Origin of the sequence: Ensifer sp. Root278 (assembly GCF_001429285.1) — a bacterium.
In the GTDB taxonomy this organism is placed as follows: domain Bacteria; phylum Pseudomonadota; class Alphaproteobacteria; order Rhizobiales; family Rhizobiaceae; genus Ensifer.
Genome location: NZ_LMJJ01000023.1, coordinates 152,802 through 168,551 on the forward strand (window position 1 = coordinate 152,802; position 15,750 = coordinate 168,551).

Annotated in this window: 11 protein-coding genes and 1 riboswitch; of the genes, 9 read left to right on the plus strand and 2 right to left on the minus strand. The window is 63.7% G+C overall.

Annotated elements, in window-relative coordinates:
• Positions 1-5 precede the first annotated feature (5 nt).
• From ASE60_RS17180 to ASE60_RS17195, 4 genes are all read left to right on the plus strand, one after another.
• Positions 6-1,409 (plus strand): CehA/McbA family metallohydrolase, encoded by a 1,404-nt coding sequence (locus ASE60_RS17180; protein ID WP_057251757.1) that lies wholly within the window; start codon positions 6-8, stop codon positions 1,407-1,409.
• Positions 1,410-1,595: 186 nt separating this feature from the next.
• Entirely contained in the window at positions 1,596-4,982 is a 3,387-nt protein-coding gene (locus ASE60_RS17185) for an ATP-binding protein (RefSeq protein WP_057251758.1), read from the plus strand.
• Positions 4,975-5,898 carry a response regulator transcription factor gene (locus ASE60_RS17190; RefSeq protein ID WP_057251759.1) on the plus strand — a complete coding sequence of 308 codons (924 nt, stop codon included), beginning with the start codon at positions 4,975-4,977 and terminating at the stop codon, positions 5,896-5,898. Before ASE60_RS17185 ends, ASE60_RS17190 begins: the two co-directional genes overlap by 8 nt.
• A 97-nt stretch (positions 5,899-5,995) precedes the next feature.
• Positions 5,996-6,496, plus strand: coding sequence for a hypothetical protein (locus tag ASE60_RS17195; RefSeq protein WP_057251760.1), 501 nt, complete (start codon positions 5,996-5,998; stop codon positions 6,494-6,496).
• Positions 6,497-6,539: 43 nt separating this feature from the next.
• On the opposite strand, the gene ASE60_RS17200 is transcribed toward ASE60_RS17195, so the two are convergent.
• Positions 6,540-7,151 carry a glutathione S-transferase family protein gene (locus ASE60_RS17200; protein ID WP_057251761.1) on the minus strand — a complete coding sequence of 204 codons (612 nt, stop codon included), beginning with the start codon at positions 7,149-7,151 and terminating at the stop codon, positions 6,540-6,542.
• Between the two features lie 90 nt (positions 7,152-7,241).
• On the opposite strand from ASE60_RS17200, the gene ASE60_RS17205 reads away from it, so the two are divergent.
• The gene (locus ASE60_RS17205) at positions 7,242-7,961 is read left to right on the plus strand and encodes a YafY family protein (RefSeq protein ID WP_057251762.1); all 720 of its coding nucleotides are present in this window, start codon (positions 7,242-7,244) and stop codon (positions 7,959-7,961) included.
• Between the two features lie 79 nt (positions 7,962-8,040).
• Here the strand turns inward: ASE60_RS17205 and ASE60_RS17210 are convergent, their stop codons facing one another.
• Positions 8,041-9,366 carry a dicarboxylate/amino acid:cation symporter gene (locus ASE60_RS17210; RefSeq protein ID WP_057251763.1) on the minus strand — a complete coding sequence of 442 codons (1,326 nt, stop codon included), beginning with the start codon at positions 9,364-9,366 and terminating at the stop codon, positions 8,041-8,043.
• A gap of 243 nt (positions 9,367-9,609) precedes the next feature.
• Here ASE60_RS17210 and ASE60_RS17215 point away from each other — a divergent pair, with 243 nt between their 5' ends.
• The 4 genes from ASE60_RS17215 (at position 9,610) to ASE60_RS17230 (ending at position 15,696) form a co-directional block, all read left to right on the plus strand.
• On the plus strand, positions 9,610-11,463 hold the full coding sequence (locus ASE60_RS17215; RefSeq protein ID WP_057252096.1) for an ATP-binding protein: 1,854 nt from the start codon (positions 9,610-9,612) through the stop codon (positions 11,461-11,463).
• A 3-nt stretch (positions 11,464-11,466) separates the two neighbouring features.
• A complete protein-coding gene (locus ASE60_RS17220) occupies positions 11,467-12,831 on the plus strand; it encodes a sigma-54 dependent transcriptional regulator (RefSeq protein ID WP_057251764.1) in 1,365 nt (454 codons plus the stop codon).
• A 95-nt stretch (positions 12,832-12,926) separates the two neighbouring features.
• Positions 12,927-13,055, plus strand: a riboswitch (TPP riboswitch).
• A 90-nt stretch (positions 13,056-13,145) separates the two neighbouring features.
• Positions 13,146-14,966, plus strand: a complete 1,821-nt coding sequence (gene thiC, locus ASE60_RS17225; RefSeq protein WP_057251765.1) for a phosphomethylpyrimidine synthase ThiC — start codon at positions 13,146-13,148, stop codon at positions 14,964-14,966.
• Between the two features lie 214 nt (positions 14,967-15,180).
• Positions 15,181-15,696 (plus strand): hypothetical protein, encoded by a 516-nt coding sequence (locus ASE60_RS17230; RefSeq protein WP_156414670.1) that lies wholly within the window; start codon positions 15,181-15,183, stop codon positions 15,694-15,696.
• Positions 15,697-15,750 lie beyond the last annotated feature (54 nt).

A 15,750-nucleotide genomic window follows, 5' to 3' on the forward strand; every position in this document is an offset into this window, starting at 1 on the left:
CCGCTATGTTGGAATTTTCCGCGAGGATCACCCGCAGGGATCAGGCGGCCGATCCCTATTTCTACGTCCCCTTCGATGTACCTGAGGGCGTGACGCGGATCGACGTGACGCTGAGCTATCCGAAGTCGGAGCAGTGCATCATCGATCTCGGCGTGCTTGACCCGCGCGCAACCGACTATCCGACCGATCAGGGATTTCGCGGCTGGAGCGGCGGCGCGCGCGACCACTTTTTCGTCGCCACCGACGACGCCACCCCCGGCTACATCCATGGCGAGATACCCTCCGGGCGGTGGAAGGTCATGTTGGGTCTCTATAAAGTCCCCGAAGGCGGCGTCGACGTGCTGGTGATCGTAGACCATGACAGCAGCCGGCGTGCGATCGCGCCGCAGCCGTCGCGACAGTTTCCGGTCCGCAAGGGGGCCGGCTGGTATCGCGGCGACCTTCATTGCCACACGTTCCATTCGGATGCGGCCGGTTCCCCGGAACTGCTGCACGCCGCCGCGCGACAGGCAGGGCTCGACTTCCTGGCGGTCGCCGACCACAACACCATAACCCAGCGGCGCTACTTCCATCCGCATTCCTCCGCCGACCTCGTCTTCATCCGCGCCATGGAAATCACCACCGCCGTCGGCCACGCCAATGTCTTCGGCGTCGACGACTGGATCGATTTCCGCATGACCAGGCCCGAGCATGCCCATACGCTCGAACGTCTCGTGCATGAGCGCGGCGGACTGCTGTCGATCAACCACGACAAGCCGACCATCCCCTGGGATTACGACCTGCCCAAGATCGACTGCATGGAGGTCTGGCAATCCCATTGGCTTGCCTGGAACTGGGTATCGCTGGAGCGCTACCAGCAGCGGCTGGCCTCCGGCCTGAAGATCTCTGCCATCGGCGGTAGCGACTTCCATCAGCCGGCGCGACTGATGCCGGAGGGGCCTCTGGTGCTCGCACGCCCGACGACGGTGCTCTTTCTCGCAGAGCTTTCGGAAGAGGCCGTGCTCGGCGCAATGAAATCCGGCCACGGCTATGTCACCGAAGGCCCAACGGGACCGCATCTGGAACTCACCGCCAACGGCCAGCCCATGGGATCGACCGTCACCGGGCAAGTTGCGGCAGAGGCTTTGGTTCGCGGCGCCAAGGGCGACAAACTCCTGTGGCTCGATGCCTCCGGCATCGTCGGGGAGCAGATGATCGAGGCAGACGACTGGACGGGCCACTATATGGGTTCGCCGTCGATTTTCCTGCGAGCCGAGATCGTCGCGTTCGCGAGCCGAGACGCCATCGTCGCTGCTTTCCGCGAGGCGCTGCCCGGAAATAGCCTGCCGTGGCAACTCTCCAATGACGATCTCGCGCAGCGCACGGTTCGCCGCGCCATCAGCAATCCGGTTTATTGCATCCCCGCCTGACCGCCGAGACCATCAGACCTCAAATGCGCCCGGATCACCGCATTCGGCTATCCCCATAGCCGAATCCGCTGGTCGCGCTTTTTCTTTGCTGCACCGCACATTTTCACCGTTGCAGTAATTTTAAGCAGAAAACATCCGTGCTAAGAAAAAAGGCAGGACCTCCCTCGACGGCACGTTAGGAACCCCATGGCGGCACGCCAGCGCATTATCCCCGTTCGGCGTGAATACAATCGCTGGGTCGCCAACCAGACGCTGGAAGACTATGCGCTGCGCTTCACCGCCAAGAGCGCGCGACGCTTTTCCTCCGAACGCATTTCCCAGACGGCGATTGGCGCGATCTCCTTTCTGGCGCTGGAAGCGATCGGCGGCGCGATCACCATGTCCTATGGCACCACCAACGCAATCGTCGCGATCCTGGTCGCGAGCCTGATGATCCTGACGGTTGGGCTGCCGATCAGCCGTTATGCCATCCGCCACGGCGTCGACATCGATCTTCTGACCCGCGGCGCCAGCTTCGGCTATATCGGCTCGACGCTGACCTCGCTGATCTATGCGAGCTTCACCTTCATCCTCTTTGCGATCGAGGCCTCTATCATGTCGGGAGCGCTCGAACTCGCACTCGGCATCCCCTTGTGGATCGGCTACATCGTCAGTGCCGTCATGGTCATCCCACTCGTCACCCACGGCGTGCGGCTGATCAGCAAGTTCCAGCTCGTGACCCAGCCCTTCTGGATCGTTCTCAATATCCTGCCCTTCGCGTTCATCGCCTTTGCCGATTGGGAAAAAGTCGGCGCCTGGCTTGCCTATTCCGGCATTCATCACGCATCAGGGCCGCCCGGTACGATCGCCCCTTTCGATCTCGTCGAATTCGGGGCGGCATCGGCCGTGATCTTCGCGCTGATGGCGCAGATCGGCGAGCAGGTCGACTTCCTGCGTTTTCTGCCGCCGGACGGCCAGCGCAAGCTGCATCACCGCATCGCCATCTTTCTTGCCGGCTCCGGCTGGGTGCTCGTCGGCGCGCCGAAACTGCTCGCCGGCTCCTTCCTCGTGGTTCTGGCGCTTTCTGCCGGCGTGCCCTCGACCAGGGCGGCCGATCCGGCGCAGATGTACTACACCGCCTTCGGCTACATGATCCCGTCGGAAACGGCAGCCCTCCTGCTGATGGTCGCCTTCGTCGTCGTCTCGCAGCTGAAGATCAACGTGATGAACGCCTATGCCGGGTCGCTCGCCTGGTCGAACTTCTTTTCGCGGCTGACGCACAGCCATCCGGGCCGCGTCGTCTGGCTCATCTTCAACGTCGCGATCGCGCTTCTTCTGATGGAACTCGGCATCTATCGGCTGCTCGAGGAAACGCTCGGCGTCTTTTCGATCATCGCCATGGCCTGGCTCTGCACGATTTCGGCCGACCTCTTCATCAACAAGCCGCTTGGCCTATCGCCGCCCGGTATCGAATTCAAGCGCGCGCATCTCTACGACATCAACCCGGTCGGCCTCGGCGCCATGGCGATTTCGGCGACGGTGGCGCTGACGGCGCATTTCGGCGTATTCGGCGACATCGCCGCTTCGCTCGCACCCTATATCGCACTCGTTGTGGCTTTCATCGCCTCGCCGTTGATTGCCTGGGGTACCGACGGCAAGTTCTACCTCGCCCGCAAGCCACGCCGGAGCTGGGCCAGCAAGACCGAGATCACCTGCTCGATCTGCGAACATCCGTTCGAACCGGAGGACATGGCCTGGTGCCCGGCCTATGCGGCGCCGATCTGCTCGCTCTGCTGCTCGCTCGACAGCCGCTGCCACGACATGTGCAAGCCGAAGGCGCGTTTCAACGCCCAGGTCGCGACCGTCGCCAACACGCTGCTGCCCAGCGCGATCACCGAAAAGCTGGCGACCCGTCTCGGCCGCTACGCGATCTCCGCCGTTTTGTCGATCGCCGGCATCGGCCTGATTTTGGCTATGATCGCCCACCAGACGGCCGGATCATCCCCAGAGGTCGCCGCGGTGGTCGAGCGTACCGTCGCCGTCGTCTTCTTTGTCTTCGCCGTGCTCGCGGGCATCGTCTCCTGGTTCTATGTGCTCGCCCATGACAGCCGCGTGGTGGCCGAAGAAGAATCCTCCCGCCAGAACACGCTGCTGCTCAAAGAAATCGCCGCCCACAAGAAGACGGACGCCGCCCTGCAGCAGGCAAAAGAAACTGCGGAAGCCGCCAATCGCGCCAAGAGCCGCTATGTCGTCGGCCTCAGCCATGAGCTCAGAACGCCGCTCAACGCCGTGCTCGGCTACGCCCAGGTGCTGGAGCGCGACGAGACCATTCCGCCGGCGCGACAGGGCGCGATCAAGGTCATCAAGCGCAGCGCCGACCATCTCTCCGGCCTGATAGACGGGCTGCTGGATATCTCCAAGATCGAGGCCGGCAAGCTGCAGGTTTATTCCAACGAGATCAACATTTTCGATTTCCTCGACCAGATCGTCGAAATGTTCCGGCCGCAGGCGCAGGCAAAAGGCATCGCCTTTGAGCACGAGCGCGCCGCCAGCCTGCCGCGTTATGTGAAAACCGACGAGAAGCGCCTGCGCCAGATCCTCGTCAACCTTCTCTCCAACGCACTGAAATTCACGGAGCGCGGCGGCATCCGCCTGGATGTCGCCTATCGAAGCCAGGTGGCGACCTTCACCGTTATCGATAGCGGTCGTGGCATTGCTGACAAGGACCTGCCGCGCATCTTCGACCCTTTCCAGCGCGGCGAGGCCGAGCATCAAGGCAGCATGCCAGGCCTCGGGCTGGGCCTGACGATCACCCGGCTTTTGACGCAGACGCTCGGCGGCGAAATCGCCGTCACGAGCACGCTTGGCAAAGGCACCACCTTCCGCGTCCGGCTGATGCTTTCGGCCGTCGACCGTCCGGCGCTCGCGGCACCCGTCCGGCGCGTCACTTCCTATCTCGGCTCGCGGCGCACGATCGTCGTCGTCGACGACAATGCCGATCATCGCACGTTGATGCGCGAGATCCTGGTGCCCATGGATTTCACGGTCTTCGCCATCCCATCCGGGGCCGATTGCCTGTCCCTCCTTGCGGACGTCAGCCCTGACCTCTTCCTGATCGACATCTCGATGCCGGGCATGAACGGCTGGGAACTCGCCGCCAGGCTGCGTGAAGCAGGACAAACGGCGCCGATCATCATGCTGTCGGCCAATATCGGCGACGGCTCGACCACCGGCGCCTTCACCGGCCACAACGACACGCTCGCCAAACCCTTCGTCGTCGGCCAACTCGTCGACAAACTTGCGGTGCATCTTGACCTCACCTGGATCCACGAAGACGAGGAACAGCCGCCGCATGCCGCGCCACCGGTCCGATCGATGACGCGTCCGGATCTTCATCATGTGCAGGAACTGATCCGCCTCGGCGAGATCGGTTACATCAGGGGCATCGAGGCCAAATTGACGGAGATCGCGCTCGCACCCGAACACCAATCCTTCGTCGAGGAGGCGCGGACCTATGTGCAGGCCTTCGATCTTTCCGGCTACGACGCCTTCCTCAGGAACAACACCCAAGAAGGAGGCGAGGCCCGTGGCTGAGACCTATGACCGCCGCGACATCGTTCTGCTCGTCGATGATTCGCCGGAAGCTCTCGGCTTCCTGACCGAAGCGCTGGAGCAATCGGGCTTCTCCGCGCTGATCGCAACGTCGGGCAACGCCGCGCTTTCGATCGCGGAGCGCATTACTCCCGACGTCATTCTGCTTGACGCGGTCATGCCGGGCATGGACGGGTTCGAAACCTGCCGGCGCCTCAAGGCCAACGCCGCCGTCGGCCAGACGCCGGTACTGTTCATGACCGGATTGACCGAGACCGAGCATGTTGTCCGCGCCCTTGAAGCCGGCGGCGTCGACTATCTGACGAAGCCTATCAACATCGACGAGCTCCGGGCACGCATCCGCGTCCATCTCTCCAACGCGCGCTCCGCCCAGAGCGCCCGCGTCGCGCTCGATGCGGCCGGGCGCCATCTCCTGGCTGTGCGCGCAGATGGCAGCATCTGCTGGTCGACGCCGCAGGCAACCCGCCTCGTCAATGCCGCAACCGGCCGTGACGATGGACTGAGCACGGTCACGAAACGCATAGCGCGCTGGATGGATAACCGCACCCGCGGGCCGTCATCGCCCGAAGAGAGCTTCACGCTCGACCAACCCGGCCAAGCGGGCCTGCAGATATCCTATCTCGGCGGCATCGGCCCGAATGAATATCTCTTCCGCCTGACGGCCGAGAACCGGCTGACGGACGACGAAATGCTGCGCCAGCACTTCGCGCTGACGCAGCGGGAATCCGAGGTGCTTCTGTGGATCGCCAAGGGCAAGGCGAACCGCGACATCGGCGAGATCCTGGGCCTGAGCGCGCGTACGGTGACCAAGCATCTGGAACAGATCTATGTGAAGCTCGGCGTCGAGAACCGGGCATCGGCCGCCGTCAAGGCAACGCAGGTTCTGCACGGGATCTGAAGCGAAGAACGGAACATCTGCCACGCTGACACGTTCGGCTGGTGACCCAGATGCCCACTGATGTACTATTGATGCCGCTGAACGGAGGGTTGCATCCATGCCACGATGGCTGTTGCTTGTCGTCATGACCGCATGCGCCGCCGGCGTTGCGCGCGCGGACGAGGGCGCGTTCCTGAAGTCCTTGGGCGGGAGCTGGGCGGGCAGCGGCGTCGTCCGTATCCGGACCAACATGTCGCCAGTCAACGTGTCCTGCAGCTTCAATTCCGAAGCAATCGGCCTCGCGCTGTCGATGGCCGGTGTCTGCCGGGGCATGTTGCTGATCTCACGCTCCATCGACGCGAAGCTTCGCTATACAGGCTCAACCTATAGCGGCTCTTATCTCGGCCCGCGCGGCGGCCGTGCCGGTCTCAACGGCAGTCGCCGCGGCGATGCGATCAATCTGACCATCCGTTGGGCTAAGGAAGTCAACGGCGACCGCCGCGCCGACCTGACCGTACGCAAGATCGGCGCCGACGGCATGCAGTTGACGACGGTTGATGTCGACCCAGCTTCCGGCAAGCGGGTGGTGACGAGCGAGATCAACCTCAAGCGAAAATAGCGGAAAAAGTGCCGCCCTCGACGAGAGCGGCCACTCAGCGCAGTCAGGCCGCGGCCGCGGTGCGAGTGTCGTAGTCGGCTGTCCATTGCAGCGACGGGCGCTGCCCGCAGCGTTCGACCCACGCCTTGACGACCGCGCTGTCCGGTGTCGCTGCAGGATACCAGGCAAAGGGCGAATGCAGCAGCAGGTCGACCGCCGAGTAGTGTTCGCCCATCAGATAGGGCCTGTCCTTCAGCGCGTTTTCAAGGCGCTGTGCCATCTGTTCCGGACCGCGGAAGGTGCTATCCAGATAGGGATGCGAAAGCCCCGCCGCCTGCGTGATCAGCACCGGCTCGACGACGCCGGCATACCAGGCAAGCCAGCTCAGATAACGGCCGCGCTGCGGGTCGCCGACAGGCGGCGCCAGCTTCTTTTCCGGAAAGAGATCGGTCAGATACTGAATGATCGCAATGCTTTCCCACAGCACGACGCCGTCATGAACGAGTAGCGGCACCTTGCCTTCCGGATGCGGGTTCGCCGGGTCCTTCCGGCCACTGCCGTCGCCGCGGGTGATGTCGACGATCTTGATTTCGACCTTGTCGAGGGCGTCGAGTTCGCGAAGCAGCGTGATGATGCGCGACGAGCGCGAGCGCGGGGCGTGAAAGAGCGTCAGCATGATGAAGTCCTCGGTTGCGTTAGCGAATGCGGAACCTATACAGTTGCCCAACTGTCAGTTTCCGTCAGTAGGCTTCGTCTATCTTCAGTCATGGCCCGTAGTGATCGTTTGTTCCGCCTGCTGCAGGCGCTGCGCACCCTCCCTTCCCCGGTGACGGCCGCTCGGCTCGCCGAGGAGACCGGTGTGTCGTTGCGCTCGCTTTACCGGGACATCGACAGCCTGCGCGCCGCCGGCGCCGTCATCGATGGCGAGCGGGGCTTCGGCTACCGGCTGACGGAGGACATCGCCTTGCCACCCCAGACCTTCACACGTCTCGAAATCGAGGCACTGGTGCTCGGCCTCGCCGAAGTGCAGCACATGGGCGAGCCTGATCTCGCGGCCGCGGCAGGCGCTGTGCTTTCGAAGATCACGGCGACGCTGCCCGACCGGTTGCAGCGCCAGGCGCTGCACGCCGCATCGCAGGTCTATCGCTTCGAACGCCGGGATCCACCGGTGGCCGATGTCAGCCTGCTGCGCGAAGCCTGCTGGCAGGAGCGCGCGGTCGTCATCGGCTATGTGGACGCTGGGCAACAGAGGACCGACCGGCAGGTGCTGCCGCTGGCGATCGTCTATCTGGAGCGGGTGCTGGTGCTGCTCGCCTGGTGCTGCCTCCGGCAGGACTACCGCAAATTCCGCGTCGATCGCATCGCCGATGTCCGCATGGCGGACGAGAGCTTCCGCCCGCGCCGGGTGCCGATGCTTAGGGAGTTCATCGCCTACTTGAACGGTGGTGCGCCTGATAAACCGAAGATGACGCTGAGCGGGCAATGAGCCCAAACGACGACGCGGCCCGTGTTGCCACGGGCCGCGTTCGGACTGCGCTTAGGCAGTCATGCCTTGGGAGGCAAGCTTATTCGGCCGGCTGCAGTGCCGGCTGCGGCAGCGCTTCCGGCGTGCGACCACCAAGGACAGCCGCCATCTGTGCCTCGTCCAGCTCGCCTTCCCACTTCGCAACGACGATCGTCGCGACCGCATTGCCGACGAAGTTGGTGAGTGCGCGGCATTCCGACATGAAGCGGTCGATGCCGAGGATGAGTGCCATGCCGGCAACCGGAACGGCGGGAACGACCGAGAGCGTTGCGGCCAGCGTGATGAACCCGGCGCCGGTGATGCCGGCGGCACCCTTGGAGCTCAGCATGGCGACGAGCAGCAGCAGCACCTGGTCGCCGAGCGACAGTTGGATATCCATGGCCTGGGCGATGAAGAGGGCCGCCAGCGTCATGTAGATGTTGGTGCCGTCGAGGTTGAAGGAGTAGCCGGTCGGAATGACCAGGCCGACGACCGAGCGCTTGCAGCCGGCCTTTTCCATCTTGCTCATCAGGCCCGGCAGTGCCGCTTCCGACGAGGATGTGCCGAGAACCAGCAGCAGTTCTTCCTTGATGTAGCGGATCAGCGCGATGATCGAGAAGCCGTTGTAGCGGGCGACGGCGCCGAGAACCAGGAAGACGAAGAGGAAGGACGTCAAGTAGAAGGTGCCGATCAACATCGCCAGATTGGCGATCGAGGCAACGCCGTATTTGCCGATGGTGAACGCCATGGCGCCGAAGGCGCCGATCGGGGCGGCCTTCATCAGGATGCCGACGAGCTTGAAGACCGGCAGCGTCAGCGCGTGCAGGAAATCGACGACTGGCTCAGCCTTCTTGCCGACCATCGCCAGCGCAAGACCGAAGAGCACGGAGATGAACAGCACCTGCAGGATGTCGCCATCGGCAAAGGCACCGACCAGTGTCGTCGGGATGATGTTCATCAGGAAGCCGGTGATCGTCTGCTCATGTGCCTTCTCGGCAAAGGTCGTCACCGCCTTGGCGTCGAGCGACGCCGGATCGATGTGCATGCCGGCGCCCGGCTGAACGACATTGGCGACGATCAGGCCGATGATCAGCGCCAGCGTCGAAAAGGTCAGGAAGTAGATCATCGCCTTCCCGGCGACGCGGCCGACCTTGGCGAGATCGGTCATGCCGGCAATGCCGGTCGCAACCGTGAGGAAGATGACCGGGGCGATGATCATCTTGACGAGGCGGATGAAGGCATCGCCGAGCGGCTTCAGCTCGGTGCCGAGCGACGGATAGAAATGGCCGAGCAGGATGCCCGCGGCGATCGCCGCCAGCACCTGGACATAGAGATGACGATAGAAAGGTGTCTTGCCGCGCGGTTCCGCGGATTGGTCGATAATCATGATATCCTCCACTGGACCCAGTCCGGCGTCATGCCGGGCCTCCCGGGTCAATTTCCGATGCGCGACAGCTCGGGCTGTCATGAGGATGTCATTTGCAACGGGCGTGCCAGTTCTCTGCGGCGAGAGCCAAGCCCTTGAATCGACGTGGATGTTTCGTTCACACGGCTCGACACGCACAAAGAGTTGAGCGGATTTCCGCACAGGTCACCTGGAAGTCTGAGCGAAAAAATGCACAATCGCGCCATGTTCAGTGCCCTATCCGCCCCCCTCAACCTGGCAGATCTCGACCGGTCGATGCGCCGCACCTGGCTGGTGTTCGCCGGCCTCGCTCTGGCGCTGCTCGTCGCCGGCCTTCTGTTCGCCGGTGAATATGGACGCAACCAGGCGCTCGAAACCGTCGACGCCCAGAGCCGGATCGATGCCAATCTGAAAGCCTCGCTGCTGCGCGCCGTGCTCGAACGTCAGCGCTCGACGCCGCTGGTGCTGGCCGACGACGTCGAGGTGAAAGCAGCGCTTTCGACCCGCGACGGCCAGGCGCTGCAGCGGTTGAACGAGAAGCTGCAGGCACTTGCCGCCAACACGGACGCCGCCGTCATTTATGTGATCGGCAACGACGGCGTCGCGGTCGCCGCCAGCAACTGGCGTGAGCCGACGAGCTTCGTCGGCAACGACTACGCCTTCCGCGAATATTTCCGCATGGCGATGCGGGACGGCAAGGCGGAGCATTTCGCCATGGGCACGGTCAGCAAACGGCCGGGACTCTATATCTCCCGGCGGGTGCAGGGGCAGGACGGCCCGATCGGCGTCGTCGTCGCCAAGCTCGAGTTCGACGATGTGGAAGCGGAGTGGCTCGCCTCCGGCAAGCCGGTCTATGTTACCGACCGGCGCGGCATCGTGCTCATCACCAGTTTCCCGTCCTGGCGCTTCATGACCACCAGAACCATTCCGCGCGATCGTGTCGCTGCGATCCGCGACAGCCTGCAATTCGGCGATGCCTCGCTGCTGCCGCTGCCGTTCCGCGACATCGGGCCGACCAGCGACGGCTCCAGCGAGCTGCATGCGCTGCTGCCCGGCGACAGCGAGCGGCGGTTCCTGCGGGTCGAAACCATGGTTCCGACCACGAGCTGGCGGCTGGAGCAACTGGCGCCATTGGATGGGGCGGTCTCGGCGGCAACCCGCGAGGCCCGGCTGATTGCGCTGGCCGTGATCGTGCCGCTGCTTGCGCTTGCGGCCTTCCTCCTGCGTCGTCGCCAGGCCCTGACCTTGGTTGCGACAAGGGAGCGTGCCGCGCGCGATGAACTGGAGCACCGCGTGGCGGAGCGCACCCAGGATCTCAGCCTTGCGCGTGATCATCTCGAAACGGAGATTGCCGATCACCGGCGCACCGGCGAGAAGCTGCAGGCCGTGCAGCAGGAACTGGTTCAGGCGAACCGTCTGGCGATCCTCGGCCAGGTGGCCGCCGGCGTCGCCCACGAGATCAACCAGCCGGTCGCGACCATCCGCGCCTATGCCGACAATGCCCGCACCTTCCTCGACCGGGGGCAGCAGCAAACGGCGGTGGAGAACCTCGTCAGCATCGCCGAGCTGACCGAAAGGGTCGGTACAATCACCGACGAACTCCGCAGCTTTGCCCGCAAGGGCCGCTTCGTCGCCGAGCCGACACCGATGCGCGAGGTGATCGAGGGCGCCTTGATGCTGCTTCGCAGCCGCTTTGCCGGCCGCATGGATGCCATCGTCATCGACCTGCCGGAAAACGGGCTCAGCGTTTACGGCAGCCGCATCCGTCTTGAACAGGTCCTGATCAATCTCCTGCAGAATGCCTTGGAGGCACTCGGCGAGCGCAGCGATGCCGAGATCCGCGTGCGCTGTGAGGAGGACCCTTCCGGCACGGTCTTGCTTGTCGTTACCGACAACGGCCCCGGCATACCACAGCATATCCGCGAGGATCTGTTCACGCCGTTCAACACCTCGAAGGACGAAGGGCTCGGCCTTGGACTCGCCATCTCCCAGGAGATCGTCGCCGACTATGGCGGCGAGATATCAGTCGAAACCAGCGACAAGGGCACCGTCTTCACGGTGCGCCTGAAGAGGGCCTGAGCGATGCAGCCATCCGTCTACCTCATCGACGACGACAACGATCTGCGCAAGGCGATGACGCAGACGCTGGAGCTCGCCGGATTCGCCGTCACTTCGCTTGCAAGCGCCGCCGAAGCCTTGGGAACCCTCGACGCGAATTTTGATGGCATTGTCGTCAGTGATATCCGCATGCCCGGCATCGACGGGCTGCAGCTCTTTCGCCGCATCGCTGCCTTCGATGCCGACCTGCCCGTGATCCTGGTGACCGGCCACGGCGACATACCGATGGCAGTTCAGGCGCTGCAGGATGGCGTCTACGACTTCATCCCAAAACCCTTTGCCGCCGACCGGCTGGTGCAGAGCGTGCGCCGCGCGCTGGAAAAGCGCAGTCTCGTCATGGAGAACCGCGCGCTCAAACGGGCGGCCGAAACGGCCGGCGACAGCCTGCCGCTGATCGGCCAGACGCCGGTCATGGAGCGCTTGCGCCAGACGATCCGGCACATCGCCGACACGGATGTCGACGTGCTCGTCGCCGGTGAAACCGGCAGCGGCAAGGAGGTGGTCGCGACGCTGCTCCACAATTGGAGCCGGCGCCGCGACGGCAATTTCGTGGCGCTGAACTGCGGCGCGCTGCCGGAAACGGTGATCGAGAGCGAACTCTTCGGTCACGAACAGGGCGCCTTCACCGGCGCCCTGAAGAAGCGTGTGGGCCGGATCGAACACGCGAGCGGCGGCACGCTATTCCTCGACGAGATCGAGGCGATGCCGCCGGCGACCCAGGTCAAGATGCTGCGCGTTCTCGAAGCCCGCGAGATCACGCCGCTCGGCACCAACCAGGTGCGCCCCGTCGATATTCGCGTCATCGCCGCCGCCAAGATCGATCTCGGCGACCCGGCCCAGCGCGGGGACTTTCGTGAAGATCTCTACTTCCGATTGAACGTCGTAACGCTGTCGATCCCGCCGCTGCGCGAGCGCCGCGATGATATCCCGCTGCTCTTTTCGCACTTCCTGACGCGGGCGGCGGAGCGCTTCAAGCGGGACGTGCCTCACGTCTCGCCGGCAGTGCAGCAACACCTGATGACCCATGCCTGGCCCGGCAATGTGCGCGAACTCTCACATTTTGCCGAACGCGTGGCGCTCGGCGTCGAAGGCCCGCTGGGACAGCCGGTTGCGCCAGCAGAACAGCCGGGTTTCGCGCTACCGGAACGGCTCGAACACTACGAGGCAGAGATCCTGAAGGAAGTGCTTCGCGCCCAGCGCGGCGACGTCAAGGCGACGATCGAGGCGCTCGGTATTCCGCGCAAGACATTCTACGACAAGCTCCAGCGCCACGGCATCAACCGAGCCGACTATGCGGAGCGCGGCGTTCCGGAAAAATCCGGCAGCTAACTCTCGTCAGCGGCCAAAATACACCCAAAAATTGCATCTTCGTCGACGGGCGAATTCGCGCTTGACGACCCGTGCCGTTCGATGGCTATCTCTTGGGCATTCACCAGGGGGGTCCCGCAAGGGGCTGAGATTCTGCTGGATGGCCGGCTTACCGGCTGTGGCGCAGTGACCCGTTGAACCTGATCCAGTTCATACTGGCGTAGGGACGGTGCAGATATCGAAGCCAGGATTCCGTGCGTCCAGCACCTGGCGGAGCGTCTTTCATCCTTCCGGCATCAGAACTGGGTCTCCAATCGCAAACTTGGAGCCTCGTCATGAATATTGCCACAAAGCCCACCCCTCTCACGGTCACCCAAGGCCCGCTTCCCGCCTCCCGCAAGGTCCACAAATCAGGCATCCTCCACCCGGATATCCGCGTGCCGATGCGCGAGATCGCGCTGCACCCGACCTCCGGCGAGCCGCCGGTTACCGTCTACGATTCCTCCGGCGCCTATACCGCCGACGATGCGGAGATCAGCATCGAGGCGGGGCTGCCGCGACTCCGTCGCAACTGGATCGTCGGGCGCGGCGACGTGGAAACCTACGAGGGGCGCATCGTCCGTCCTGAAGACAACGGTTTTGCCAGCGGCGACCGGCTGACGCCGACCTTCCCGTTCCAGCACGCGCCGCTCAAGGCGACTGGCGGCAAGGCGGTAACGCAGCTTGCCTACGCCCGCGCCGGCATCATCACGCCGGAGATGGAGTTCGTGGCGATCCGCGAGAACCTCGGCCGCGATGCGGCACGCGCGATAGCTCGCGACGGCGAAAGCTTCGGCGCCCATATCCCCGACCATGTGACACCGGAGTTCGTGCGCCAGGAAATCGCCAGCGGCAGAGCGATCCTGCCCGCCAACATCAACCATCCGGAATCCGAGCCGATGATCATCGGGCGGAACTTCCTGGTGAAAATCAACGCCAATATCGGCAACTCCGCTGTCACCTCGTCGATGGCCGAGGAGGTCGAGAAGATGGTCTGGGCGACGCGGTGGGGCGCCGATACGGTTATGGACCTTTCGACCGGCCGCAACATCCACAACATCCGCGAATGGATCATCCGCAATTCACCGGTGCCGATCGGCACCGTGCCGCTCTACCAGGCTCTGGAAAAGGTCAATGGCATTGCCGAGGACCTCAACTGGGAGGTCTATCGCGACACGCTGATCGAGCAGGCCGAACAGGGCGTCGATTATTTCACCATCCATGCTGGCGTACGCCTGCACTACATCCCGCTCACCGTCGATCGCGTCACCGGCATCGTCTCCCGCGGCGGCTCGATCATGGCCAAGTGGTGTCTGCATCACCACAAGGAAAGCTTCCTCTACGAGCATTTCGAGGAGATCTGCGACATCTGCCGCGCCTATGACGTCTCCTTCTCGCTCGGCGACGGATTGCGCCCGGGCTCGATCGCCGATGCCAACGACGCGGCGCAGTTTGCCGAACTCGAAACGCTCGGCGAACTCACCAAGATCGCCTGGGCGAAGGATTGTCAGGTGATGATCGAGGGCCCCGGCCACGTGCCGATGCACAAGATCAAGGAGAACATGGACAAGCAGCTCGCCGTCTGCGGCGAGGCGCCGTTCTATACGCTTGGGCCGCTGACGACGGACATCGCTCCGGGCTACGACCACATCACGTCAGGCATCGGCGCTGCGATGATCGGCTGGTTCGGCACCGCCATGCTCTGCTACGTCACGCCGAAGGAACACCTGGGCCTGCCCGACCGCAACGACGTCAAAGTGGGCGTCATCACCTACAAGATCGCCGCCCACGCCGCCGATCTCGCCAAGGGTCACCCGGCCGCCCAGGTGCGCGACGACGCTCTCTCGCGCGCCCGCTTCGAGTTCCGCTGGGAGGACCAGTTCAACCTCTCTCTCGACCCGGAGACGGCCCGAAACTTCCACGACGAGACCCTGCCGAAGGAGGCACACAAGGTCGCGCATTTCTGCTCCATGTGCGGCCCGAAATTCTGCTCGATGCGGATCTCGCACGACATTCGTGCGGAAGCGCAGAAGGAAGGGCTGGAGGCAATGGCCGCGAAATACCGCGAGGGCGGCGATCTCTATATGCCGGTCGCTGAGGTCGAAGCTAAGAGTTAAAGCGCAACACGTCGGGAGGGACGCCTCGTAGTCCCTTCCGACGGCAAGGCGGATGCTGGGCCCTGGGGGAATAGCTTGCTCCCTTATCGGTTGAACGATATGTAAAACTCACGCAAAAGTCGCCGCCGGCGGACCCGTCATTCACGCCAAGCTGCCGTCCTCTGCGGCGCTCTTGCAGGACGACGAAAAAAACGCCGTTTACGAGGAGAATGACTTGAGGACACGCCTGCTGAGACTGACGGCCCTGTCGATAGGCGGCCTTGTGGCACTCGCTGGAGATCTGCCACGCCTCGACGACAGCGGGAGTTTTGCCGCGGGTTTTTCCTGGATTTCCGCCGCCCATGCGGACGACGCCGATGTCGGCGGGAATGGTGAAAATGGCGCTGATGGCAGCGACCAAGGTGGCGAAAACGTCGGGAGCGGCGGAAGCAACGGCACAGAGGGTGGCGGCGATGGGGGTGGTGGCGATTGGGGCACCGGTGACGGCAGCGGCGTAGGCGGCGTTCCCGGCGGCACCGGCGCAGGCGGCGGAGGTGCTGCCGTCATCGACAGCGATAGCCACAGCGAGCCCCACTCATCGATGCGCGACTCACGGGATTACGGACCAAGCGGCAAGGTCTGGCACGGCGGCAGCAATTTCCTTAACCTTTTCCGCCAGACGCCGGAAAGGCGCTTCGAACGGAGCCAGCCTGAATCGTCTGCCCGGCAGAAGACCGTTGACACGAAATGAGAGCCTTGAAGACAGGTCAACTTCGTCGCAACGGAGGGGGACCTGCGCTATTTC